Annotated in this window: 14 protein-coding genes, 2 rRNA genes and 2 pseudogenes; 10 read left to right on the plus strand and 8 right to left on the minus strand. The window is 63.8% G+C overall.

Going from position 1 to position 23,313, the window contains the following annotated elements; genetic code table 11:
- Positions 1-161: 161 nt before the first annotated feature.
- Entirely contained in the window at positions 162-995 is an 834-nt protein-coding gene (locus G6N15_RS23700) for a DUF2510 domain-containing protein (protein ID WP_083089375.1), read from the minus strand.
- Positions 996-1,853: 858 nt separating this feature from the next.
- On the opposite strand from G6N15_RS23700, the pseudogene G6N15_RS23705 reads away from it, so the two are divergent.
- The 4 genes and pseudogenes from G6N15_RS23705 to G6N15_RS01785 all read left to right on the plus strand — a co-directional run.
- Positions 1,854-2,075: pseudogene (locus tag G6N15_RS23705) on the plus strand (serine/threonine protein kinase); the annotation flags it as partial.
- 87 nt (positions 2,076-2,162) lie between these two features.
- Positions 2,163-2,225: pseudogene (locus tag G6N15_RS23910) on the plus strand (hypothetical protein); the annotation flags it as partial.
- A gap of 24 nt (positions 2,226-2,249) precedes the next feature.
- A complete protein-coding gene (locus G6N15_RS23710) occupies positions 2,250-2,654 on the plus strand; it encodes a hypothetical protein (protein WP_456299210.1) in 405 nt (134 codons plus the stop codon).
- Between the two features lie 315 nt (positions 2,655-2,969).
- On the plus strand, positions 2,970-3,671 hold the full coding sequence (locus tag G6N15_RS01785; RefSeq protein WP_083089398.1) for a DUF2510 domain-containing protein: 702 nt from the start codon (positions 2,970-2,972) through the stop codon (positions 3,669-3,671).
- Positions 3,672-3,749: 78 nt separating this feature from the next.
- Here G6N15_RS01785 and glgP read toward each other — a convergent pair whose 3' ends face one another.
- Positions 3,750-6,371 carry an alpha-glucan family phosphorylase gene (gene glgP, locus G6N15_RS01790; protein ID WP_083089379.1) on the minus strand — a complete coding sequence of 874 codons (2,622 nt, stop codon included), beginning with the start codon at positions 6,369-6,371 and terminating at the stop codon, positions 3,750-3,752.
- A 1,423-nt stretch (positions 6,372-7,794) separates the two neighbouring features.
- Between glgP and G6N15_RS01795 the strand changes: the two genes are divergently transcribed.
- Positions 7,795-9,897, plus strand: coding sequence for an alpha-1,4-glucan--maltose-1-phosphate maltosyltransferase (locus G6N15_RS01795; RefSeq protein ID WP_083089380.1), 2,103 nt, complete (start codon positions 7,795-7,797; stop codon positions 9,895-9,897).
- 7 nt (positions 9,898-9,904) lie between these two features.
- The gene (gene glgB, locus G6N15_RS01800) at positions 9,905-12,112 is read left to right on the plus strand and encodes a 1,4-alpha-glucan branching protein GlgB (RefSeq protein ID WP_083089381.1); all 2,208 of its coding nucleotides are present in this window, start codon (positions 9,905-9,907) and stop codon (positions 12,110-12,112) included.
- 22 nt (positions 12,113-12,134) lie between these two features.
- Here glgB and G6N15_RS01805 read toward each other — a convergent pair whose 3' ends face one another.
- Both G6N15_RS01805 and G6N15_RS01810 read right to left on the minus strand, forming a co-directional pair.
- The gene (locus G6N15_RS01805; protein WP_083089400.1) at positions 12,135-13,040 is read right to left on the minus strand and encodes a tetratricopeptide repeat protein; all 906 of its coding nucleotides are present in this window, start codon (positions 13,038-13,040) and stop codon (positions 12,135-12,137) included.
- 189 nt (positions 13,041-13,229) lie between these two features.
- Entirely contained in the window at positions 13,230-14,411 is a 1,182-nt protein-coding gene (locus G6N15_RS01810) for an acetyl-CoA C-acetyltransferase (RefSeq protein WP_083089383.1), read from the minus strand.
- A gap of 80 nt (positions 14,412-14,491) precedes the next feature.
- Between G6N15_RS01810 and mce the strand changes: the two genes are divergently transcribed.
- Positions 14,492-14,968, plus strand: coding sequence for a methylmalonyl-CoA epimerase (mce, locus tag G6N15_RS01815; protein WP_083089384.1), 477 nt, complete (start codon positions 14,492-14,494; stop codon positions 14,966-14,968).
- A 53-nt stretch (positions 14,969-15,021) separates the two neighbouring features.
- On the opposite strand, the gene G6N15_RS01820 is transcribed toward mce, so the two are convergent.
- Positions 15,022-15,318 (minus strand): hypothetical protein, encoded by a 297-nt coding sequence (locus tag G6N15_RS01820; RefSeq protein WP_083089386.1) that lies wholly within the window; start codon positions 15,316-15,318, stop codon positions 15,022-15,024.
- A 21-nt stretch (positions 15,319-15,339) separates the two neighbouring features.
- Positions 15,340-16,011 carry an endonuclease NucS gene (nucS, locus tag G6N15_RS01825; protein ID WP_083089403.1) on the minus strand — a complete coding sequence of 224 codons (672 nt, stop codon included), beginning with the start codon at positions 16,009-16,011 and terminating at the stop codon, positions 15,340-15,342.
- 49 nt (positions 16,012-16,060) lie between these two features.
- Between nucS and G6N15_RS01830 the strand changes: the two genes are divergently transcribed.
- From G6N15_RS01830 to G6N15_RS01840, 3 genes are all read left to right on the plus strand, one after another.
- Positions 16,061-17,665 carry an adenylate/guanylate cyclase domain-containing protein gene (locus G6N15_RS01830; RefSeq protein ID WP_083089388.1) on the plus strand — a complete coding sequence of 535 codons (1,605 nt, stop codon included), beginning with the start codon at positions 16,061-16,063 and terminating at the stop codon, positions 17,663-17,665.
- Between the two features lie 89 nt (positions 17,666-17,754).
- Complete coding sequence (locus tag G6N15_RS01835) at positions 17,755-19,242, plus strand: DNA-3-methyladenine glycosylase 2 family protein (RefSeq protein ID WP_083089390.1); 1,488 nt, start codon at positions 17,755-17,757, stop codon at positions 19,240-19,242.
- A complete protein-coding gene (locus G6N15_RS01840; RefSeq protein WP_083089392.1) occupies positions 19,239-19,736 on the plus strand; it encodes a methylated-DNA--[protein]-cysteine S-methyltransferase in 498 nt (165 codons plus the stop codon). Before G6N15_RS01835 ends, G6N15_RS01840 begins: the two co-directional genes overlap by 4 nt.
- Before the next feature lie 41 nt (positions 19,737-19,777).
- Here the strand turns inward: G6N15_RS01840 and rrf are convergent.
- Together rrf and G6N15_RS01850 are read right to left on the minus strand one after the other, a co-directional pair.
- Positions 19,778-19,892 (minus strand): 5S ribosomal RNA (rrf, locus tag G6N15_RS01845).
- A gap of 111 nt (positions 19,893-20,003) precedes the next feature.
- Positions 20,004-23,116, minus strand: a 23S ribosomal RNA gene (locus G6N15_RS01850).
- Positions 23,117-23,313: the final 197 nt, after the last annotated feature.

Consider the following 23,313-nt stretch of genomic DNA (forward strand, 5'->3'; position numbering starts at 1 on the left):
GTTCCCGCGAGTCCCGAGATGGACGGCAAGTTTGTTCGTCATGGGGCATCTCCACTCGGTGCGGGTTGTTGCGCCCCGGCCGATGGCTCATTGTCGCTGACCGGCATCGATGAGTCTGGGGAATTGCTGATGTGGCAACCGGGCATCCGGTTCGGTGAGCCTTATTTGTGTGTCGGAGGAGTGACTGTCCGAGGGGCCGTCGGCTGTGAGTTGGCGTTGTGGTCGAGGCCATAGAGGCAGCCCGCGATGTAGTCCGTCTTGTTTAGCCCATTTTCGGGCCGGGAGTACGGGCTGTTGTCCGTGTCGTACGCCTCTTCGCAGGCCTCCTGGTGGGACACGGGCCCGCGCTTCTCCAGAAGCTGACCTGAACCCGGTTGGCCGCCGCTGATTGCGTCGTATCCGAAGGCTGCCATCTCGGCTGGGCCGTCCGTCCCGCTTTTCAGGCCCATCTGATAGGACTGCGAGGACGTGTCAACTCGGGAGCCTCCGCCCCCGGAGGTACCGGGCGGCCCGCCAGTAACTGAAAGGGCTATGGCGGCGACAGCGACGACCGCGCCCGCTACGGCGAAGATGATCTTTCGTTGCCGAGGCTGGCGAGACCAAAACCGCCGACCATCATCTCGCGCCTTGTTCAGATACGGCCGCACCTGATCCCAGGGGCTCGGCCCCCCGGCAGGCCCGGGCGGCGGGGGTGGCATCTGAGGGAACGCCGGCGGAGGAAGCGGAGGCGGCATCTGCGGCGGGGACGCTGGAGGCGGCATCTGCGGGGGTGGCATCCGCGGGGTTGGCATCTGCGGCGGGGGCGGCTCCGCCGCGCCACCGGAATAGCGTTCCGGCGGAGTCGTGTTCTTTCGCTGACGGTGCGGTGTCCAGTTCTGGCCGTCCCAGTAGCGCTGTGCGCTCGAGTTCTGTGGGTCGTCGTACCAGCCGGGCTGGGTGGATGTGGTCATGTTTTGTGTCTTTCTCCGGACAAAACCGGGGTCAGAAGATGCCATGTCGGCGTTGATTGGTCGCCGTCACGGGTGGTTGACACCGGTCACCCAAATCCTCCGGCTACCGGCTTGGAAAATTCTTGGCGGATTCGTGCACGGCACGGCATGGGGGCAGAGCCTTCATTCCCCGGGAAGGGCTGTTCGAGTAGGTGCTGCTGGTGTGCGCCGATACTTCGACCGGCCCGACAGCGCGGCCACCCATAGGCAGCGTCAGCGCCTAGGCGCCTGCGTCGGTGATGCTTTCCGTGGGGAATACCACTGCGTCGCAGCCATTCACGGCTATTTAGCGGTTGAACACAGCGACATGCTTGACCATCACATCCCCTCACCATTTCCGGCGATCGATGATGAGGGTAATCATCGCACCAGCTCGTCCAAAGAACTCGAGTAATGGACAATTGGGGTGCTCGTGATGACGATGGTCGGTTGTTGTTACGGGTCATGCCAAAGTTGCAGAGGGACACCGTCCGTGCTGCTCGCTGCCCAGCATTCTACGCGCGCAACATCTTTCGCACCGGCCTTGATTGTCGCTGGGGTCAGGACAAAGGCAGCCGCGTACCCGGCGCTCTACCCACGCGCTTCGCTGCCAGATTTCCTGGGCAACCAGCGTGGTGTTGACGCCGTGTGCTTAATCGCGGGACAGCATAAGGTGCAGCGATGAGCTTTCGTTGCGCGCGTCATTTGAAAGGTGTCAGCGGCGTCGTCGCGCTCATCGTGATGGGTGCGACGACGGCTGCCTGCGGGTCCCACCACACCACTAATCCGGACACCGCAACCAAAACCACTGCGGCTACGACAAAGGCCGGACAGCCGACTTCGGGACAACCTTCGCAATCAGCACCGCCTGCAGAGCCGATAGCGGTTTTACCCTTCGCCGGTCTGAACGGGCCCGACGCTGTGGCAGTTGACCCCGCCGGCGCTGTTTACGTCACCGACAGCGCTAACAATCGGGTGGTGAAGCTGGCCACCAATTCGGGCGCCCAGAGCGTGCTGCCACTCACTCGCCTCGACGATCCCGCCGGGGTGGCGGTCGACGCCGCCGGCGACGTCTACGTCACCGACGCCAACAACAATCGGGTGATGTGGGCACACACCCCCCGCGCCGCCCCTTCTCCGCCCTGGCAGGCCACCTCCGGCACCGAGTGGATGGGACCCTTCAGCGGCCTCAAGATGCCCCGCGGTGTGGTCATGAACGGGGGCCAGGACTTCTATGTCGTCGACAGTGGCAACAACAGGGTGCTGCACTGGAAGAGCGGCATGAACGGGCCGGAGGTACTCGCCTTCAGCGGACTCAACCAACCCGACGGCATTGCGGTGGACGGCAATCGCAACGTCTGGATCGCCGATACCGGCAACAACCGGGTAATGCAACTGCCGTCAAGCTCGAACGCCACCGAGAGCGTGCTGTCGTTTACCGGCCTCAACAATCCGCAAGGGGTGGCGGTGGATCCCGGTGGCGTCTACGTCACCGACAGCGGCAACAACCGAGTGCTCAAACTGAAAACAGATCCCGCCACCAAAGTCACCACCATGTCCGTTCTTCCGTTCACCGGTCTCAACAATCCGCGCGGTGTTGCGGTCGACGCTCGGGGCAATCTCTACGTCGTCGATGCCGGCAACAACCGCGTTCTGAGGCTGGCGAAAGCCTTTGTTGCACAGTGACTCTAACGCTGAAGGGCGATTGCCCCTGACCGCAAACGACAACGTGGTGGGCCAGCTGGCCACCTGGTTGGTGAATCGGCGGTGGGCGGCGTGTGCGGTCGGTAGGATTTCCGCCAGGGTGGGTGAGGGAGGAGGTCCGCCGGTGGATCTCGAACTTCCTTACCGCCTGTTCGCTATTCCGGCCTCCTCAAGTGGCTCGCCAAGGATTCTCCAAGCCGTTTCGGTCAACGTTGCGATGACTTCGACAAACCGGCGCCAGTGACCAACCCGCGCCATCGCGGCACTCCCGACCCTGCACATCTTGCGAGGAAGAAGATGACGACCCAACCGCCGGCTCCCGACTGGTACCCGGATCCCAGCGGCAAGCCCGGCCTGATGTATTGGGATGGCCAACAATGGCACAAAAACATTCCGGAGACACCGGCACCGGCTCATCAGCGACCGGCTGAGCCGATCTCAGCGACACCGCAGCCCCGCAGCCACGCTGCCCGGATAACCGCAACTTGGGTGGCCATCGCGGCGTTGGTCGGCCTGGTCGCCGTCACCGGCTATGTCCTCCTGAAGCAGGCGCAGCGATCCCAGCACGCAGTAGCGCAACCCAAACCGGCTCCGTCGGCCCCAACCATGCGACCCGCACCGCCGTCCGGTCAAAACCCGTCACTGGCACCGCCTTCGGCGTCGACGGCCGGGTCTTCGTACCTCAAGACTTCCTGGGGGACGAGTTGTCAAGTCACCGCGGAACAGGTCACTTGCCAGACGTGCGTTCCCGGACAGGTAATTACCAACGCTTATTCCTGTACCGACCCCGCCCCCGCCGTTGCAGTCAACACCGCGGGCATAGTGAATCGAAATCCCGCTGATATCGGCTCATTTCCGGGCGCACAGCAGCTCTCCACTGGCCAGACTTATCACCTCAACGGCTGGACGATAGTGGTCAGTGGGGGCTGGGCCCGATTCATCAACGACGGGACCGGTCACGGCATGGCGGTCGCCGCCCAGAACTTTGACTCGTTCTGACATCATCCAGTCGCAGGAATCAGCATGAAGCAGCCCGCCAATGCCTAAGCGTGCCTGCAGTATTCGCGTCGCCCCCTGCTAAGCCAGCGTGACCAATCCAAGCTCGTTGGCGGCTGCCAGCAGCGGGTGGTTGGGCAACACCCGCACGGTATATCCGACGGCCCCGGCCACCGGCAACGGCGTCGTCGTCGAGAAAATCTCGTTCCCGGCGCCGACGGTTCCGGTGTGCGACATCTCAATCGTGACGGGGTCTCGCAGGGTGTCGTCGGCGTCGACCCTGCCCAGCAGCGCTTGCACCGTCACCTCGTCGGGACGCAGCCCGGCCAACTGCACGGTCGCGGTCAGCGTCAGCTTGGAGCCCAGGACCGGCGTATCGGGCAGCCCGGTGCTGTCGACGTCGCTGACGCGGATTTTCGGCCACGCCTGGAATGCCCGCCTGCGGTAGCCGGCCAGATCACGGGCCGCATCGAACGGAGCACCATCGCCCTCGGTGCCGACCGTCCGTCGCAGGGACTGCGCCGCCGGGAGGTAGTACTGCTCGACATAGTCGCGCACCATGCGCGAGGCAAGGACCTTCGGACCGAGTGTTTGCAACGTGTGCCGCACCATCTCAATCCAACGCGGTGGCACCCCGCGCTCATCACGCTCGTAGAACTTCGGCACCACCGACTGTTGCAGCAGGTCGTAAAGCGCGCTGGCCTCCAAGTCGTCGCGATGGCTGGCCTCAGCCACACCATCGGAAGACGGGATCTCCCAACCGTTTTCGCCGTCGTACCACTCGTCCCACCAGCCATCGCGGATCGAGACGTTCAATCCGCCGTTAAGTGCGCTCTTCATCCCCGACGTGCCACACGCCTCCAGCGGGCGCAGCGGATTGTTCAGCCAAACGTCGCAACCCCAATACAACCGCCGAGCCATCGACATGTCGTAGTCGGGCAGAAAAGCTATGCGGTGCCGCAGCTCCGGCCGGTCGGCGAACCGCACCACCTGCTGGATCAGCGCCTTGCCGCCGTCGTCGGCAGGATGTGACTTGCCGGCGACGATGAGCTGGATCGGCTTTTCCTCGTCGAGGAGCAGCTGTTGCAGGCGATCAGGGTCGCGGAGCATCAGGGTCAGCCGCTTGTAGGTCGGGACACGGCGGGCGAATCCGATGGTGAGCACCTCGGGATCGAATGCGGTCGAAATCCAGCCGAGTTGGGCATCCGACGCGCCGCGTTCCAAACACGAGCGGCGCAGCCGCGCCCGGACGTCCTCGACGAGCAGCGCTCGCAGTTGGCAGCGGATCGACCACAGCTGCGCCGGATCGATGTGTTGCAGTCGTCGCCACGTCGCGGGCTCGGTCAACGAGTCGGAGCCAGCCAGCTCGCGGGCCAGCTCCACCCACTGCGGTGCTGCCCAGGTGGGCGCATGCACCCCGTTGGTGATCGATCCGATCGGCACTTCGTCGGGGTCGAACCCGCGCCATAGTTCGTTGAACATGACCCGACTCACCCGGCCGTGCAACTGCGAGACGCCGTTGGCTCGTTGCGCCAACCGCAGGCCCATGTGGGCCATGTTGAAAGTAGCCGGGTCGTCCTCGGCGCCCAGCTCGATGACGCGGTCGATCGGCACACCTGGCAGCAGGACGTCGCCGCGTTTGCGACTGGGTTTGCCATCGGGGTCATCGGGCTCGTCACCGAAGTAGCGACGTACCATGTCCAGCGGAAATCGGTCGATGCCGGCGGACACCGGGGTATGCGTGGTGAACACCGTGCTGGAGCGCACGACAGTGAGCGCGGTATCGAAATCCAGGCCCGAATCGGTCATCAGTTCGCGGATGCGTTCCACTCCGAGGAAGCCGGCGTGGCCCTCGTTCATGTGAAACACCTCGGGCGCGGACAGCCCTTCGATGGCGGTGTACGCGCGAATCGCCCGCACCCCGCCAATACCGGCGAGGATCTCTTGTCTGATGCGGTGTTCCTGATCGCCGCCGTACAGACGGTCGGTGACGCCCCGCAGCTGGTGCTCGTTTTCCGGGACGTCGGCGTCCAGCAGCAACAACGGAACCCGGCCGACCTGCGCGACCCAGATCCGGGCTCGCAGCTGGGCGGCGTCGGGCAGGGCGAGTTCGATCAGGGCTGGGTTGCCGCCGTCGTCGGTAAGCAGCCGCAACGGCAAGCCCTGCGGGTCCAGCGACGGGTACGTCTCCTGCTGCCAGCCGTCCGCTGTCAGAGACTGACGGAAATACCCGGAGCGGTAGTACAGGCCCACCGCGATCAGCGGCACCCCGAGGTCCGAGGCGGACTTGAGATGGTCGCCGGCGAGGATGCCAAGGCCGCCGGAGTAATTCGGCAGCACCTCGGCGACACCGAACTCCATCGAGAAGTACGCGATACCGGTGGGCATGGCGATGCCCTCGCTCTGTTGCTGCTGGTACCACAGCGGGCGGGTCAGATAGTCGTTCAGATCCGCTGCCAGCTCGTCGAGCCGCGCGACAAAGCCGTCATCGGCCGCCAGCTCGTCGAGCCGTGCCGGGCTGACCGCCCCCAGCAAGGCCACCGGGTCACGGCCGCACTGCACCCATAACCCGGGGTCGATCGCCCAGAACAGATCCTGCGTCGGCTTTTCCCACGACCAGCGCAGGTTCGTCGACAGTTGTTCCAACGCGGCGAGGCGCTCTGGAAGGTGAGCGCGGACGGTAAACCGGCGAAGGGCTTTCACGCGTTAGTACCTTACTGACCAGTGATCAGCCGCGCGCGTTGACATAGGCGCTGGCAGAAGCAGTTTCGGAAGCAAACAAACGTACGATCAGGCTGGCCGTGACCGCAGAACCGCCGGCAACTACGACGCCCGCGAGGGTGATCCGATTGCCGCCGTTGACGTGTGGAAACCGTAGCCGCGGAACGACGGGCTCACGGGCTGGCACTCATTGGTTACGTGGTTGAACCACTCGCCGCGCCCGCACTCCGGGGGTGGCGGTGGCGGTCCTAGAGGCTGGCACGCATTGGTACCCGGGTCCCACCAGGAGCCGGCACCGCAAGCGGGGGGATCCGCCGGGCTGATCCCAACCGATACCGCCGTCACGTACGTCATGGGCGCTAATGCCAGCGCGACGACGCTCACCACGCGACCGATAAAGCTGCTCATCGAAGCCCTCCCATCGGAGCGTGCAGGCCCCACGTTCTGAACCGGCGCGCGACTGCGCGGACGGTATCGGCTGAGTCCAAACTACCTAAATGCAGTTGCGGCGTCGCAACCGAACCGACAGACCGATGCGTCTCGCAATCGGCGATGCAGCGCCGGCGGCAACAGCGATTTTTACACCGAGGAAGTCAGCTATGGGGACCAATCTGATCGACTTTGGTCCGATACGCCCCGCAGGTGCGCGGGGTCGGGTCAAACTGAGTGCTTGAACGCTTCCGACGGGAGGGCTTTGATGAATAACTTGATTGGCCGTGTGGCGAGCATCGTCGGGGTGGCGTTGGCGCCGATGTTGTACGTCGCCGCGGTGTCAACCGGCGCGAGCTCGGCCCAGCCGCCTGACTGCGGACCGGGCAACTGGTGGAATCCTGGAGCCAACGCATGCCAACCCCTCGGAGCACCACCACCGCCCGACTGCGGACCCGGCAACTGGTGGAACCCCGGAGCCAACGCATGCCAACCCGTCGCACCACCACCACCGCCCGACTGCGGACCCGGCAACTGGTGGAACCCCGGAGCCAACGCATGCCAACCGGTCGCGCCTCCCCCGCCCCAATAGCCTGTCCGGTCAGCACTTAATAGGCCCGGTTTCGATCCTGCGCATCGCCTGCCCGACGCGCGAGGGCGGCGGCGCTGGGTGTGCTGCGTCGTCCGGCTGCTTCCACGGCGCGGGGGCAACAAGCTCGCGGTAATAGTTAGTCCTACTGAGCGGCCGTGACGCCATTGCGCATTCGAGAGCCGGTTTAGGCCGCTGACCAGCAGCGGCGGAATCGATACCGGCACCGAGGGCCGGCGTGGGCGGAGCTCGCCAGAGCGACCGCTAGCGCGCCCCGCGTGTGGCCGGACATTACGGTGGGTATTGGGCGCACAGAGCCTCCCCAACACCGCGGCTTGACCGCGCCAAAGAAATAAGCGGCTACGGATACAAACAGGATGGAGTGGCGTGCCCGGTCGGGTCGAGATCGATGACGTCCAGCCCGTCGTTTCGTGCGGGAGGTATCCCGCAAAAGCTGTCGTCGGTGAGGTGATCCCAGTCCGGGCGGCGGTCTGGCGAGAGGGACACGAAGCGGTCGCGGCAACCCTGGTGGTGCGATATCTCGGCCCGCGCTACCCGCAAGTGACCGAAATGCGGCGGCTCAAGGCGGTTCAGGTCACCGAGGCGGTAACGACCGGGGCCGCCGTAGCATCCGGAGCGTCGGCGCATGCGCGGGTCAAGCCGCTGCTGGTTCCGATGACGATGGGCGAAGAGCCATTCGTTTTCCACGGCCAGTTCACCCCTGACCGCGTCGGGTTGTGGACGTTTCGCGTGGACGGTTGGGGCGACCCGCTCCATACCTGGCGACACAACGTCGTAGCCAAACTCGACGCCGGTCAGGGTGAGACAGAACTGTCCAACGATCTGTTGGTGGGCGCGCGGCTGTTTGACCGCGCCGCCACCGGCGTGCCGCGCAGCGAACGTGAACCGTTGCTAACGGCGGCGAAGGCCCTGCGCGCGCCCGGCGATCCGCTGACGCGTGCCGCGCTGGCGCTAAGCCCGCAGATCGAAGAGCTGCTGCGACGCTACCCGCTGCGTGAGCTGGTCACCCGCGGCGAGCAGTACGGGATCTGGGTCGACCGCCCGCTGGCCCGCTTCAGCGCGTGGTACGAGATGTTTCCGCGCTCGACGGGCGGGTGGGACGCCGACGGGAAGCCGGTGCACGGAACCTTTGCCACCGCGGCCGCAGCACTGCCGCGCATCGCGAACATGGGGTTCGACGTGGTGTACCTGCCGCCGATCCACCCCATCGGCAAGGTCCACCGCAAGGGTCGCAACAACACCGCCACCGCCGCGCCCGGTGATGTCGGATCGCCGTGGGCGATCGGCAGCGACGAGGGCGGCCACGATGCGGTGCATCCGCTGCTGGGCACCATCGACGACTTCGACGACTTTGTGGCGGCGGCCCGCGAGTTGGGGCTTGAGGTCGCGCTGGATCTGGCGCTGCAGTGTGCACCAGATCATCCCTGGGCCAAAGAACACCCGGAATGGTTCACGGTTCTGCCGGACGGCAGCATCGCCTACGCGGAGAACCCGCCGAAGAAATACCAAGACATCTATCCGATCAACTTCGACAACGACCCCGCCGGCCTCTACGACGAAGTCCTGCGTGTCGTGCGCCACTGGATGGACCACGGCGTCAAGGTGTTCCGGGTCGACAACCCGCACACCAAGCCCCCGGACTTCTGGGCGTGGTTGATCGGTCAGGTCAAGGCACTCGATCCCGACGTGCTGTTTTTATCGGAGGCCTTCACTCCGCCGGCCCGCCAATACGGACTCGCGAAGCTCGGCTTCACCCAGTCCTACACCTATTTCACGTGGCGCACGTCCAAGTGGGAGCTCACCGAGTTCGGCAATGAGATCGCCGAATTCGCCGACTTCCGCCGGCCTAACCTGTTCGTCAACACCCCCGACATCCTGCATGCCGTCCTGCAGCACAACGGGCCTGGCATGTTCGCCATCCGCGCGGTGCTTGCGGCGACCATGGGTCCGTCCTGGGGCGTGTACTCCGGCTACGAGCTTTTCGAGCATCGCGCGGTGCGTGAAGGCAGCGAGGAATACCTGGACTCGGAGAAATACGAGTTACGACCCCGCGATTTCGCGGGCGCGCTGGCCGAGGGCCGATCGCTGGAGCCGTTCATCAAGCGGCTCAATGAGATTCGTCGACTGCATCCGGCGCTGCGCGAACTGCGCACTATTCACTTCCATAGCGTCGACAACGACGCGTTGCTGGCCTACAGCAAGTTCGACCCGACCACCGGTGACTGCGTGTTGGTGGTGGTGACGCTGAATGCGTTTGGGCCTGAGGAGGCGACGTTGTGGTTAGACATGCCCGCGCTGGGTATGGAGCCCTATGAACGGTTTTGGGTGCGAGACGAGATCACCGGCGAGGAATACCAATGGGGAGCAGCCAACTACGTCCGGATCGACCCTGCCAGGTCGGTGGCTCACATCATCAACATGCCGCTCATTCCCGAGGCATCACGAATGACGCTGCTGCGCCGGAGGTGAGGCTCTAATGACACGAAGCGACCAAATCGCCGCACTGCATTTGGCTCCCGAGTCGAGCGACCTGTCTCGGCTGGCGGCAGGCGAACACCATAATCCCCATAGCATCCTGGGTGCCCACGAGTACGGCGATCACACCGTTATCCGGGCGTTTCGGCCGCACGCGGTCGAGGTTGTCGCGCTGGTCGGCGGTCGGCGATACCCGCTGCAGCACATCGACTATGGCTTGTTCGCGGTTGCGCTGCCGTTCGTCAACCTCATCGACTACCGCCTCGAGGTGAGCTATCAGGGTGGCGGTGAGGCGCCCGACGTCCATACCGTGGCCGACGGTTACCGTTTCTTGCCCACTCTGGGCGAAGTCGACCTGCACCTGTTCGCCGAAGGCCGCCACGAACGACTTTGGGAGGTGCTGGGCGCGCATCCGCGTTCTTTCACCACCGCGGACGGCGTCGTCGAGGGTGTGTCATTCGCTGTGTGGGCGCCCAACGCCAAGGGCGTCAGCCTGATCGGCGAATTCAATCACTGGAACGGCAACGACGCCCCGATGCGCGTGCTCGGCTCCTCGGGCGTGTGGGAACTGTTTTGGCCCGACTTCCCGACCGACGGGCTGTACAAGTTCCGGGTGCACGGCGCCGATGGTGTGGTCACCGATCGGGCCGACCCGTTCGCGTTCGCCACCGAGGTGCCGCCGCAGACCGCCTCGCGGGTGACGACGAGCAACTACACGTGGCGTGACGCCGACTGGATGACTCGGCGGGCACAGCGCAATCCAGTGTTCGAGCCTATGAGCACGTACGAAGTGCACCTGGGCTCGTGGCGGCCGGGCCTCAGCTATCGCGACCTTGCCCGGGAGTTAACGGATTACGTTGTCGCGCATGGCTTTACCCATGTCGAGATGCTGCCCGTCGCCGAACACCCGTTCGCCGGGTCCTGGGGATACCAGGTCACCTCCTACTACGCGCCGACGTCGCGGTTCGGCACACCCGACGATTTCCGTGCTCTTGTCGACACGCTGCACCAGGCCGGCATCGGGGTCATCGTCGACTGGGTGCCGGCCCACTTCCCGAAAGACGCGTGGGCACTGGGCCGCTTCGACGGCACACCGTTGTACGAGCATTCCGATCCCAAACGCGGAGAGCAGCTGGACTGGGGCACCTACGTTTTCGACTTCGGCCGGCCCGAGGTGCGCAATTTCCTGGTAGCCAATGCGCTGTACTGGCTCCAGGAGTTCCACGTCGACGGTTTACGTGTGGATGCCGTCGCCTCCATGCTCTACCTCGACTACTCACGCCCGCAGGGCGGCTGGACACCGAACCTCTACGGCGGGCGCGAGAACCTGGAAGCGGTGCAGTTTCTGCAGGAGATGAACGCCACCGCTCACAAGGTCGCGCCGGGCATCGTGACGGTCGCCGAGGAGTCGACCTCATGGCCAGGGGTTTCGCGGCCGACCAGCGTTGGCGGACTGGGCTTTTCGATGAAGTGGAACATGGGCTGGATGCACGACACCCTGCACTACATGAGCCGTGACCCGATTTATCGGAGCTACCACCACCACGAGATGACGTTCTCGATGCTTTACGCGTTCAGCGAGAACTTCGTGCTGCCGATCAGCCACGACGAGGTGGTGCACGGAAAGGGCACCCTGTGGGGCCGGATGCCGGGCAATGATCACGTGAAGGCCGCCGGCGTGCGCTGTCTGTTGGCCTACCAGTGGGCGCATCCGGGGAAGCAGCTGCTGTTCATGGGTCAGGAGTTCGGCCAGCGCGCCGAATGGTCCGAGCAACGCGGCGTGGACTGGTTCCAGCTGGAAGAGAACAGCTTTTCCAACGGCATCCTGCGTTTCGTGCACGACATCAACGAGATCTATCGCAGCCACCCAGCGCTGTGGAGTCAGGACACCACGCCGGAGGGGTATTCCTGGATCGACGCCAACGATTCGGCCAACAACGTATTGAGTTTCCTGCGGTACGGAAGCGACGGCTCGGTGATGGCCTGCGTATTCAACTTCGCCGGAACTGAGCACAGCGGCTACCGGCTCGGGCTGCCGTCCGCCGGCCGGTGGCGCGAGGTGCTCAACACCGACGCGACCGATTACAACGGCAGCGGGATCGGCAACATGGGCGGCGTTGACGCTACCGACGACCCCTGGCATGGCCGCCCGGCGTCGGCGGTGTTGGTGCTGCCACCGACGTCGGCGCTGTGGCTGGAGCCTGCTTAGCGGAGGCGATGTAGCGCAGTGCTCAGTACAGCGCGTTGGCGAGGTTGCGCCGGGCCGCGATGACGTCGGGGTCGGCGGGGTCGAACAGCTCGAACAGCTCGATCAGCCGGGTGCGTACTTTGGTGCGCTCGTCACCGGAGGTTCGCTTGACCAGCGCGATCAGCCGGTCGAACGCGGCGTTGACGTCTTGGTTGAGGATCTGCACGTCTGCGGCTGCAAACGCAGCCTCGATGTCGTCTGGGGCGGCGTCGGCGACGGCCACGGCATCGGGGCGCCGTTCGGTAGCGCGCAGCAGGAAGTCGATCTGGCGTATCGCGCCTTTGGCTTCGGCGTGGTTCGGGTTGGCACCCAGGAGGGCCTGATACGAGTTGCGCGCGGCGGCGAAGTCGCCGGCCTCCAGCTGCTCGCGCGCCTGCGCTAATGCGGGGTCGACCTGCTCGGGTTCACCGGAAGCCGTTGCGCCGCTGAGCTTGCCGACGGTCGCCGATAGCAGCGAGTCCAGCCAGCGGCGCAGCTGATCGGCCGGCTGCATCCCCTGGAAACTCGACAGTGGTTGTCCGGCAGCCAACGCCACCACAGTCGGAACCACCTGCACGCCAAAGATCTGGGCCACTCTGGGCACGGCGTCGACGTTGACTGTCGCCAACGACCACTTGCCGTTGTCAGCGGCGGCCAAGTCCGCGAAGGTGTCGGCCAACTGAAGGCAGACGTCGCTGCGCGGCGACCACAGCAGCACGACGACCGGCACCTGATTGGACCGGATCAGCACTTGCTCTTCGAAGTTGGCCTCGGTGATCTCAGTGCCCACCTGCTGCGCCGGCGCTGCATCGCCACCGGCCGGGGAATCTTGCTGGGCTCGCTGCTTGAGGCCGGACAAATCGACTGCACCGGCCATGGCGGGCCCAATCGGAGGACGGGAACGCGTCACGTCACCAAGTTTGTCACGCCGCTTCGGGTGCCAGTCCACCCGGTTGCGACCGCGCTCTTCGCCGCGCAGCACGGCCCATAGGTGCGCCGACGGGCACTCTCATCAGCAGATATGACGAAAATCACATCACGCGGCCATAGTGCGGGCCAGCATCGATCCAGCAACCCTCCGCGACGATGACGGCGTCGGCTAGCCCGCCCGCAGGATCAGCGCGTCTCCTTGGCCGCCCGCGCCGCAGAGCGCCGCAACCCCGTATCCGGAGCCGCGACGCGCCAACTCGAGCGCCACATGCAGCGTGATGCGGGCTCCCGACATGCCGATCGGATGCCCGATAGCAATCGCACCGCCGTTGACGTTGACGATGTCTGGATCGATGCCGAGCTCTTTGGTTGAGGCCAGGGCCACCGCGGCGAACGCTTCGTTGATCTCCACGACATCGAGGTCGTCGACGGAAATGCCTTCTCGGGCAACGGCCTTCTTGACCGCGTTGGCGGGCTGTGTTTGCAGTGTGGAATCCGGCCCGGCCACCACACCATGCGCACCGATCTCGGCGAGCCAGGTCAGTCCAAGCTCGATCGCCTTCTCTTTGCTCATCACGACGACTGCGGCCGCACCATCAGAAATCTGCGACGACGAGCCGGCGGTGATGGTGCCATCCGGGCGGAATGCCGGCTTGAGGGCGGCCAGCGAATCGGCGGTGGTGTTGGCGCGGATGCCCTCGTCCTCGCTGAACTGCAGTGGATCACCTTTGCGCTGCGGGATGCTGACCGGCACCACTTCGTCGGCGAAGACGCCGTCCTTCCAGGCCGCAGCCGCCTTCTGATGCGACCGCGCAGCGAACTCGTCCTGCTCGCGTCGGGTGAACTTGTCCGTCTGGTTGCGCTGCTCGGTCAGCGCTCCCATCGGCTGGTCGGTGAACACGTCGTGCAGGCCGTCGTAAGCCATGTGGTCCAAAACCGTCACGTCGCCGTACTTGTAGCCGGCCCGGCTACCCACCAGCAGATGCGGTGCCTGCGTCATGGATTCCTGACCGCCGGCTACCACCACATCGAACTCGCCAGCACGAATCAGCTGGTCAGCGAGGGCGATCGCGTCCAGTCCGGACAAACACATCTTGTTGATGGTCATCGCCGGGACGTCCCAGCCGATGCCGGCCGCCACCGCCGCTTGACGGGCCGGCAGCTGACCGGCGCCGGCGGTCAGCACCTGACCCATGATCACGTACTGCACCAGCGACGCCGGGACCTTTGCCGTCTCCAGGGCCCCCGCGATCGCGATGGCACCGAGGTGGCTAGCCGAAAAGTCCCGCAGCGAGCCCATCAATTTCCCGATGGGTGTCCGGGCTCCAGCAACGATGACCGACGTCGTCATGAGTACCTCCAGGGGGGTGTTGACGGCCGATTTAGCCGATCGGAGAGGCGCAATCGTTCTCATCAGGTTACCGTGGCGTTATGACCACCGATCACGCTGACGTCCGTCGAACCTTGGCCACTGCGCTGGTGACAGCGGTTGACCACGTCGGGATCGCTGTGCCTGACCTCGACGAAGCGATCGCGTGGTACCACGACCACCTCGGCATGATCGTGCTGCACGAGGAGGTCAACGACGACCAGGGGATCCGCGAGGCCATGTTGTCGGTGCGCGGCGCCCCTGTGGGTAGCGCGCAGGTGCAGCTCATGGCCCCCATCGATGAGTCGTCGGTGATCGCGAAGTTCCTGGACAAGCGCGGGCCCGGCATCCAGCAGCTCGCGTACCGGGTCAGTGACCTTGACACGCTCACCGAGCGGCTGCGCGATCAAGGTGTTCGGCTGCTATACGACGCTCCCCGGCGCGGCACGGCAAACTCTCGGATCAACTTCATCCACCCCAAAGACGCCGGCGGCGTGCTGATCGAGTTGGTCGAGCCGGCCGCCGAATCAGCGGCATAACGCACCTAGCCTGATTGCCCGGCTCCTCCTCGGGCCGCCGGCCGCATCGGTCGCTACGACCACTTACGGGTCGGGCCGCGTGTTGCGCGGTTGGTCCAGCATGACGTGTGCCAGTGGCGCCGATCGTCGACACCAGCCTGCGGCGAATCAGCGGGCCATACCACTACATGCGCTGTGCCAGAACGGATTTCATGATCGCAGCCAGGGCACCGGTACGTCTTGACAGCCCGGGCTGCCGTGACCGGGCGCACCTCGTATTCGTAGCCGTCCGGTCCGGTTTCGAGCCGCCGCGGCACCGGCAACGACTGCACGAGCGGCTGCCGACGTGGCGGCGTGCGACGCCGAGCCATGTGGCCAGTGTATGAGCGAGCTCAAAAGAGCCGGTATTCGTTACTGTTCAGCCCGCGCATCTTGTCGTAATCCAAAGTGACGCAACGAATCCCGCGGTCGATCGCTAAAGTTCGCGCCTGCGGCTTGATCTGTTGGGCAGCCAGCACTCCACTGACCGGCGCCAGCACACTGTCGCGGTTGAGTAGTTCCAGATAGCGGGTCAACTGTTCGACACCGTCGATTTCGCCTCGGCGTTTGATCTCGACGGCGACCGCGCGGCCTTGCTCGTCTCGGCACAACAGGTCCACCGGCCCGATCGCGGTCATGTACTCGCGGCGGATCAGCGTGTATCCGGGGCCCAGCAGTTCGACATGCTCCGCCAGCAATGCCTGCAGGTGGGCTTCCACGCCGTCTTTGACCAGCCCCGGGTCGATGCCCAGCTCGTGGCTGGAGTCGTGTTCGACGTCTTCGACGGTGATGCGCAGCTGCTCGCCCGCCTTGTTCTGCACCACCCACACCGGATACGGCCCGTCAAGTTCCTCGGTGACCCAGCACGGCGGGCTCATCCAGTTGAGCGGCTTGTAGGCCCGGTCGTCGGCGTGCACACTGACCGATCCATCGGCTTTGAACAGCAGCAACCTGCGCGCGGACGGCAAATGCGCGGTGAGCCGGCCCAGATAGTCAACGGTGCATTGAGCGATCACGAGGCGCACCTGAGTCACCTTAGAGTCATGACGCCCGACAAATTAGGCTGACGCCACCATGATGGCCAAGCAAACGGTGGCGCAACGCCTGGGCCGTCTGCTGGAGAGACTGACCCGGCAGAGCGGCCGGCTACCGGAAACCCCGGAGTACGGCTCGTGGCTGCTGGGCCGGGTTTCGGAGAGTCAGCGCCGACGGCGCGTCCGGATCCAGATCATTCTCACCGTCTTGATTTTGGCGGTGAACCTAATCGGTATCGGTGTCGACCTCCTGCTGCTGGTGGTGGCTTTCCCGGTACCCAGCGTCTTCAGCGATGCACCGGCGTGGCTCACGTTCGGGGTCGCACCGGCCTACATCGTGATCGCTCTGGTGATCGGGATTTTCTGGATTACCCGGCGAACGGTGAATGCGCTGCGGTGGGCAATCGAGGAACGCCGGCCCAACCGCGACGATCAACGCAACACCTTCCTGGCGCCGTGGCGGCTCGCGCTGGTCACCCTCATCCTGTGGGGATTCGGGGCGGCGTTGTGCACCACCCTGTACGGCCTTGTCAACAGCTGGTTCATCCCGCAGGTCCTGTTCTCAACGAGCTTTTGCGGCGTTTTGGTCGCGACCGGCTGCTACATGCTCGCGGAGTTCGCGCTGCGCCCGGTGGCGGCCCAGGCGCTGGAGGCCGGACGCCCGCCGCGAAGGCTCGCTCCGGGGATCATGGGCCGGACCATGGTGGTGTGGATGTTGGCTTCGGGTGTGCCCGTTGTGGGCATCGCGCTGACCGCGATCTTCGCGCTGTCGCTGAGGAACCTGAACGAGACCCAGTTCGGGGTGGCGGTGGTGATCCTGGCCGGCGCAACCCTGATATTCGGATTCATCCTGATGTGGATTCTGTCGTGGCTGATCGCGACACCGGTCAGGGTGGTGCGCGCGGCGCTTAGGCGTGTCGAGCAGGGCGATTTGGATTGCAACCTGATCGTGTTCGACGGCACGGAACTCGGTGAACTGCAAAGTGGTTTCAACGCGATGGTCCACGGTTTGCGCGAACGAGAACGCCTGCGTGACCTTTTCGGACGCCACGTCGGGCGCGAGGTCGCGGCAGCTGCCGAGCAAGAACGGCCGAAGCTCGGCGGCGAAGAGCGCCACGTCGCAGTGGTTTTCGTCGATATCGCCGGCTCGACGCAGTTGGTTACCAAACGCCCGGCCACCGAGATCGTCCAACTGCTCAACCGCTTCTTCGCGGTCATCGTCGACGAAGTGGACCGTCACCGTGGTCTGGTGAACAAATTCGAGGGCGACGCAGTGCTGGCCGTTTTCGGCGCGCCAAACCGGCTAGAGCGTCCGGAGGACGAGGCGCTCGCGGCCGCACGGGCCATCGCCGACCGGTTGGAGCGCGAGGTGCCGGAGTTCCAGGCCGGAATCGGGGTCGCGGCGGGAGAGGTCGTCGCTGGCAATGTCGGCGCGAAGGAACGGTTTGAGTACACCGTGATCGGCCAACCCGTCAACGAAGCGGCCCGACTGTGCGAACTGGCTAAGTCTGAGCCCGGCCGGTTGATGGCGTCGTCGGAGACGGTGGATGCGGCGAGCGAAAACGAGCGTGCCCATTGGTGCTTGGGTGACACGGTGACGCTGCGCGGCCACGATGAACCAATTCAGGTGGCCGTGCCCGGGTAGAGGCGCCGGGAAGCGACCTGAAGTCCGCTCCGACGACGATGTCGCATTTCCGCCAGTGATGTCGGTGGCCAGGTGTAATTGTTTCAAGCGTGCATGACGACTTCGACCGCTGCTACCGCGCCGTTCAATCCAGGGACGCCCGGTTTGACGGTTGGTTTGTCACTGCGGTACTGACCACCGGGATCTATTGCCGGCCCAGCTGCCCCGCCCGTACACCGTTCGCCGCAAACGTGCGGTTCTATCCCACCGCGGCGGCCGCGCAACGCGACGGTTTCCGGGCTTGCAAAAGGTGCCGCCCTGACGCCTCCCCCGGTTCTCCGGAATGGAACGTGCGCGGCGACGTCGTTGCCCGCACCATGCGCCTGATCGCCGACGGCACCGTGGACCGCGACGGTGTCGGCGGGCTCGCTCGCCGGGTCGGCTACACCAGTCGCCAACTGGAGCGGCTGCTGCAGGCTGAAGTCGGTGCCGGCCCGCTCGCACTAGCTCGGGCGCAACGGACACAGACCGCCCGGGTGCTCATCGAGACAACAGCACTGCCGCTGAGTGACGTCGCCTTCGCCGCTGGGTTTTCCAGCATCCGCCAGTTCAACGACACGATCCGCACGCTCTGTGGCACCACCCCGACGCAGTTGCGTACCCGGGTACGGACCCGGCGTGGTTGCGAGGTTGCCTTTCCCGGCACCCTGTCGCTGCGCCTGGCCGTCCGGACTCCGTTCGCCTATGAGGGTGTGTTCGGCCATCTGGCAGCCAGCGCGGTGCCCGGTTGCGAGGAGATCCGCGACGGCGCATACCGACGCACACTGCGGTTGCCGAACGGCAACGGCATCGCGAGCCTAAAGCCTGCGCCAGACCATGTCCGTTGCCTGCTGCTTCTCGACGACTTCCGCGACATGGCAACCGCGATCGCCCGCTGCCGACGGCTTTTGGACCTCGATGCCGACCCCGAAGCCGTAATCGAAGCGCTGGAGGGTGATTCCAGCTTGGGGTCTCTGGTGGCCAAGGCACCCGGCCAGCGGATTGCGCGCACTGTGGACGAGGCTGAGCTGGCGGTGCGTGTGGTGCTGGGCCAACAGGTATCGACCAAGGCGGCACGCACCCACGCGGGCAGGTTGGTCGCAGCCTACGGGCTGCCGGTCTACGACGCACACGGCGCGCTGACGCATACGTTTCCGTCCATCGAGCAGCTCGCCGAAGTCGACCCTGTCCATGTGGCGGTCCCGAAGGCACGGCGGCGGACGTTGGCCGCGCTTATCAGCGGGCTGGCCGACGGCAGCGTCGTCCTGGATGTCGGCTGCGACTGGGAACGTGCGCGCCAGCAGTTGCTGGCACTGCCCGGGATTGGGCCTTGGAGCGCAGAAGTGATTGCCATGCGTGGTCTGGGCGATCCGGACGCCTTCCCTGTCGGGGACCTTGGTCTACGCCTGGCAGCCAAACAGCTCGGCTTGCCTGTGGACCCACGGGCACTAACCGCGCGAAGCCAACGTTGGCGACCGTGGCGTTCCTACGCCACACAGCACCTGTGGACCGCGCTCGACCACCCAGTGAACCACTGGCCGGCACAGGAGACCGCATGATCCGTTACCGCACCATCGATAGTCCGACAGGTCCGCTGACATTGGCCGGCCAGGGATCGGTGCTGACTCATTTGCGGATGGTCGATCAGACCTACGAGCCCAGTCGCGCTGATTGGGTGGTTGATGATCGGGCATTTCCGAACGCCGTCGAGCAGCTACAGGCGTACTTCGCGGGCCAGCGCACCGCTTTTGACTTGCAGCTCGATTTACGGGGCTCGCAATTCCAGCGGCGAGTATGGGAGGCGCTGCTGACAATTCCTTATGGGGAAACCAGGTCATACGGAGAAATCGCCGAACAAATCGGTGCGCCGGGCGCCGCCCGCGCCGTGGGATTGGCCAATGGACGAAACCCTATCGCCATTATTGTCCCCTGCCACAGAGTAATAGGCAGCAGCGGCGGGCTTACCGGATACGGCGGCGGACTCGACCGTAAGCGGGCATTGCTGGAATTAGAAAGACGGGGTATGTCGACGAATATGACGCTATTTGATTGATTAATGAAAAAGCACCCCCTTGTGGGGGGTGCTTTTTGTGTGTTCGGCGGTGTCCTACTTTTCCACCCGGGGTGGGTAGTATCATCGGCGCTGGCAGGCTTAGCTTCCGGGTTCGGGATGGGTCCGGGCGTTTCCCTGCCGCTATGGACCGCCGTAACTCTATTTAAATTTGTGTTTTTGGTGGTGGGGTGTGGGTGGTGTGGTTGCGGTGGTTTAGTTGTCCGGCTCGTTGTCAGGCCGGTGCGGCCTGCATCGGTCGCCGGACGGTGTTGTAAGTTTTCGGCCGGTTAGTGCCAGTGGCCTTCGCCCCTTGCGGGGTGTCTAGGTCTGGTCTATTGATCCCGTGTTCTGCGGGGGGCCTTATCCCACTGATATGGGTGAGAAGCCTGGTCTTGGAGAAGGTTTCCCGCTTAGATGCTTTCAGCGGTTATCCTGGCCGAACGTGGCTATCCAGCGGTGCCCCTGGTGGGACAACTGGTGGACCAGAGGTTCGTCCGTCCCGGTCCTCTCGTACTAGGGACAGGTTTCCTCAAGCTTCTGACGCGCGCGGCGGATAGAGACCGAACTGTCTCACGACGTTCTAAACCCAGCTCGCGTGCCGCTTTAATGGGCGAACAGCCCAACCCTTGGGACCTGCTCCAGCCCCAGGATGCGACGAGCCGACATCGAGGTGCCAAACCATCCCGTCGATATGGACTCTTGGGGAAGATCAGCCTGTTATCCCCGGGGTACCTTTTATCCGTTGAGCGACACCCCTTCCACTCGGGGGTGCCGGATCACTAGTCCCGACTTTCGTCCCTGCTTGACGTGTGGGTCTTGCAGTCAAGCTCCCTTGTGCACTTGCACTCGCCACCTGATTGCCGTCCAGGTTGAGGGAACCTTTGGGCGCCTCCGTTACCTTTTGGGAGGCAACCGCCCCAGTTAAACTACCCGCCAGGCACTGTCCCTGAACCCGGTTCAGGGTTCGAGGTTAGAGGTCCAATACGGCCAGAGTGGTATTTCAACAACGACTCCACACAAACTGGCGTTCATGTTTCACAGTCTCCCACCTATCCTACACAAGCCGCATCGAACTCCAATACCAAGTTGTAGTAAAGGTCCCGGGGTCTTTTCGTCCTGCCGCGCGTAACGAGCATCTTTACTCGTAGTGCAATTTCGCCGAGTCTATGGTTGAGACAGTGGAGAAGTCGTTACGCCATTCGTGCAGGTCGGAACTTACCCGACAAGGAATTTCGCTACCTTAGGATGGTTATAGTTACCACCGCCGTTTACTGGGGCTTAAATTCTCCGCTTCACCCCGAAGGGTTGACGGGTCCTCTTAACCTTCCAGCACCGGGCAGGCGTCAGTCCGTATACCTCGTCTTGCGACTTCGCACGGACCTGTGTTTTTAGTAAACAGTCGCTTCTCCCTGGTTTGTGCCACCCCCTGCCGCTGCCGGCCGCGAAGGCCATGACGGTGTGGGGGTTCCCCTTCTCCCGAAGTTACGGGGGCATTTTGCCGAGTTCCTTAACCATAGTTGTCTCGTACGCCTCGGTATTCTCTACCTGACCACCTGTGTCGGTTTGGGGTACGGGCCGTGTGTGAGCTCGCTAGAGGCTTTCTCGGCAGCACAGGATCACCGAATTCACCTCAACCGGCTATGCATCACCTCTCAGGATTTCATGAGCGACGGATTTGCCTATCGCTCTCCCTACCGGCTTGCCCCAGTACAACCACTGACTGGTACGGCTACCTTCCTGCGTCACCCCATCGCTTACCTACTAGCAGACCGGGTCCCACGCAGCCCCCCACCCCCACACCCCAAAAAGGGCACGGTCAGCGGGGTTTTGGGTGGTTAGCAGATCCGATTCGGTATGGGCGCGCACACACGGGTACGGGAATATCAACCCGTTGTCCATCGACTACGCCTGTCGGCCTCGCCTTAGGTCCCGACTCACCCTGGGCGGACTGGCCTGGCCCAGGAACCCTTGGTCTTCCGGCGGGCAAGGTTCTCACTTGCCTTATCGCTACTCATGCCTGCATTCTCACTCCCCCCACCTCCACACAAGATCACTCTCATGCTTCCCCGGTGGAGGGACGCTCCCCTACCCAACAAATTGCTTTGTTGCCGCGGCTTCGGCGGTGTGCTTGAGCCCCGCTACATTATCGGCGCACAATCACTTGACCAGTGAGCTATTACGCACTCTTTCAAGGATGGCTGCTTCTAAGCCAACCTCCTGGTTGTCTGTGCGACTGCACATCCTTTCCCACTTAGCACACCCTTAGGGGCCTTAGCCGGCGATCTGGGCTGTTTCCCTTTCGACGCGCGAAGCTTATCCCCCGCCGTCTCACTGCCATGCTTTCCCACCGCGGCATTCGGAGTTTGGCTGACGTCAGTAACCTAGTCGGGCCCATCGGCCATCCAGTAGCTCTACCTCCGCGGTGAACCACACAACGCTGCACCTAAATGCATTTCGGGGAGAACCAGCTATCACGGAGTTTGATTGGCCTTTCACCCCTACCCACAACTCATCCCCTCAGTCTTCAACCTAAGTGGGTTCGGGCCTCCACGCGGTCTTACCCGCGCTTCACCCTGGCCATGGGTAGATCACTCCGCTTCGGGTCCAGAACACACCACTACACCCCATACCGGGGATACGCCCTATTCAGACTCGCTTTCGCTGCGGCTACCCCACCCGGGTTAACCTCGCGACATGTCCCTGACTCGCAGGCTCATTCTTCAAAAGGCACGCCATCACCCCACCAACCGGGGGCTTTGACGGATTGTAGGCACACGGTTTCAGGTACTCTTTCACTCCCTCCCGGGGTACTTTTCACCATTCCCTCACGGTACTGATCCGCTATCGGTCACCAGGAAGTATTCAGGCTTACCGGGTGGTCCCGGCCGATTCACAGCAGATTCCACGGGCCCGCTGCTACTCGGGAACGCTTTCTCGGGAGCCATGATGTTTTCACCTACCGGGCTCTCACCGTCTACGGCAGACCATCCCAGGCCACTTCGACTAACACCACGGTTTCTCACTCCCGTCCAGGCCGGCGGACCCGAACCAAAAACGCCCCACAACACCACACACACAACCCCCGCCGGGTATCACATGCGTACGGTTTAGCCTGATCCGCGTTCGCTCGCCACTACTAACGGAATCACAATTGTTTTCTTCTCCTACGGGTACTGAGATGTTTCACTTCCCCGCGTTCCCCCCCGCACCCTATACATTCAGATGCGGGTGACACGACATCACTCGTGCCGGGTTACCCCATTCGGACATCCTCGGATCCACGCTCGGTTGACAACTCCCCGAGGCATATCGCAGCCTCCCACGTCCTTCATCGGCCCCTGATGCCAAGGCATCCACCATGCGCCCTAACACACTTACAAACACCAAAAAACACTCGGCAAACAAGAAAAACAAAAAAACCAGCTTCTTGCTTGCTAGATGCTCGCAACCACTATCCAAAACTCAAACACCACACCCCACCACCAAGCGAGGCAACAACACCACAGGTGTTGTCTCAGGACCCAACAGTGTGTTGGCGGCTTGCTTGCCATGCACCCAGCCCGACGCCACTACAGCG

Source organism: Mycobacterium noviomagense (genome assembly GCF_010731635.1).
Lineage (GTDB): Bacteria > Actinomycetota > Actinomycetes > Mycobacteriales > Mycobacteriaceae > Mycobacterium > Mycobacterium noviomagense.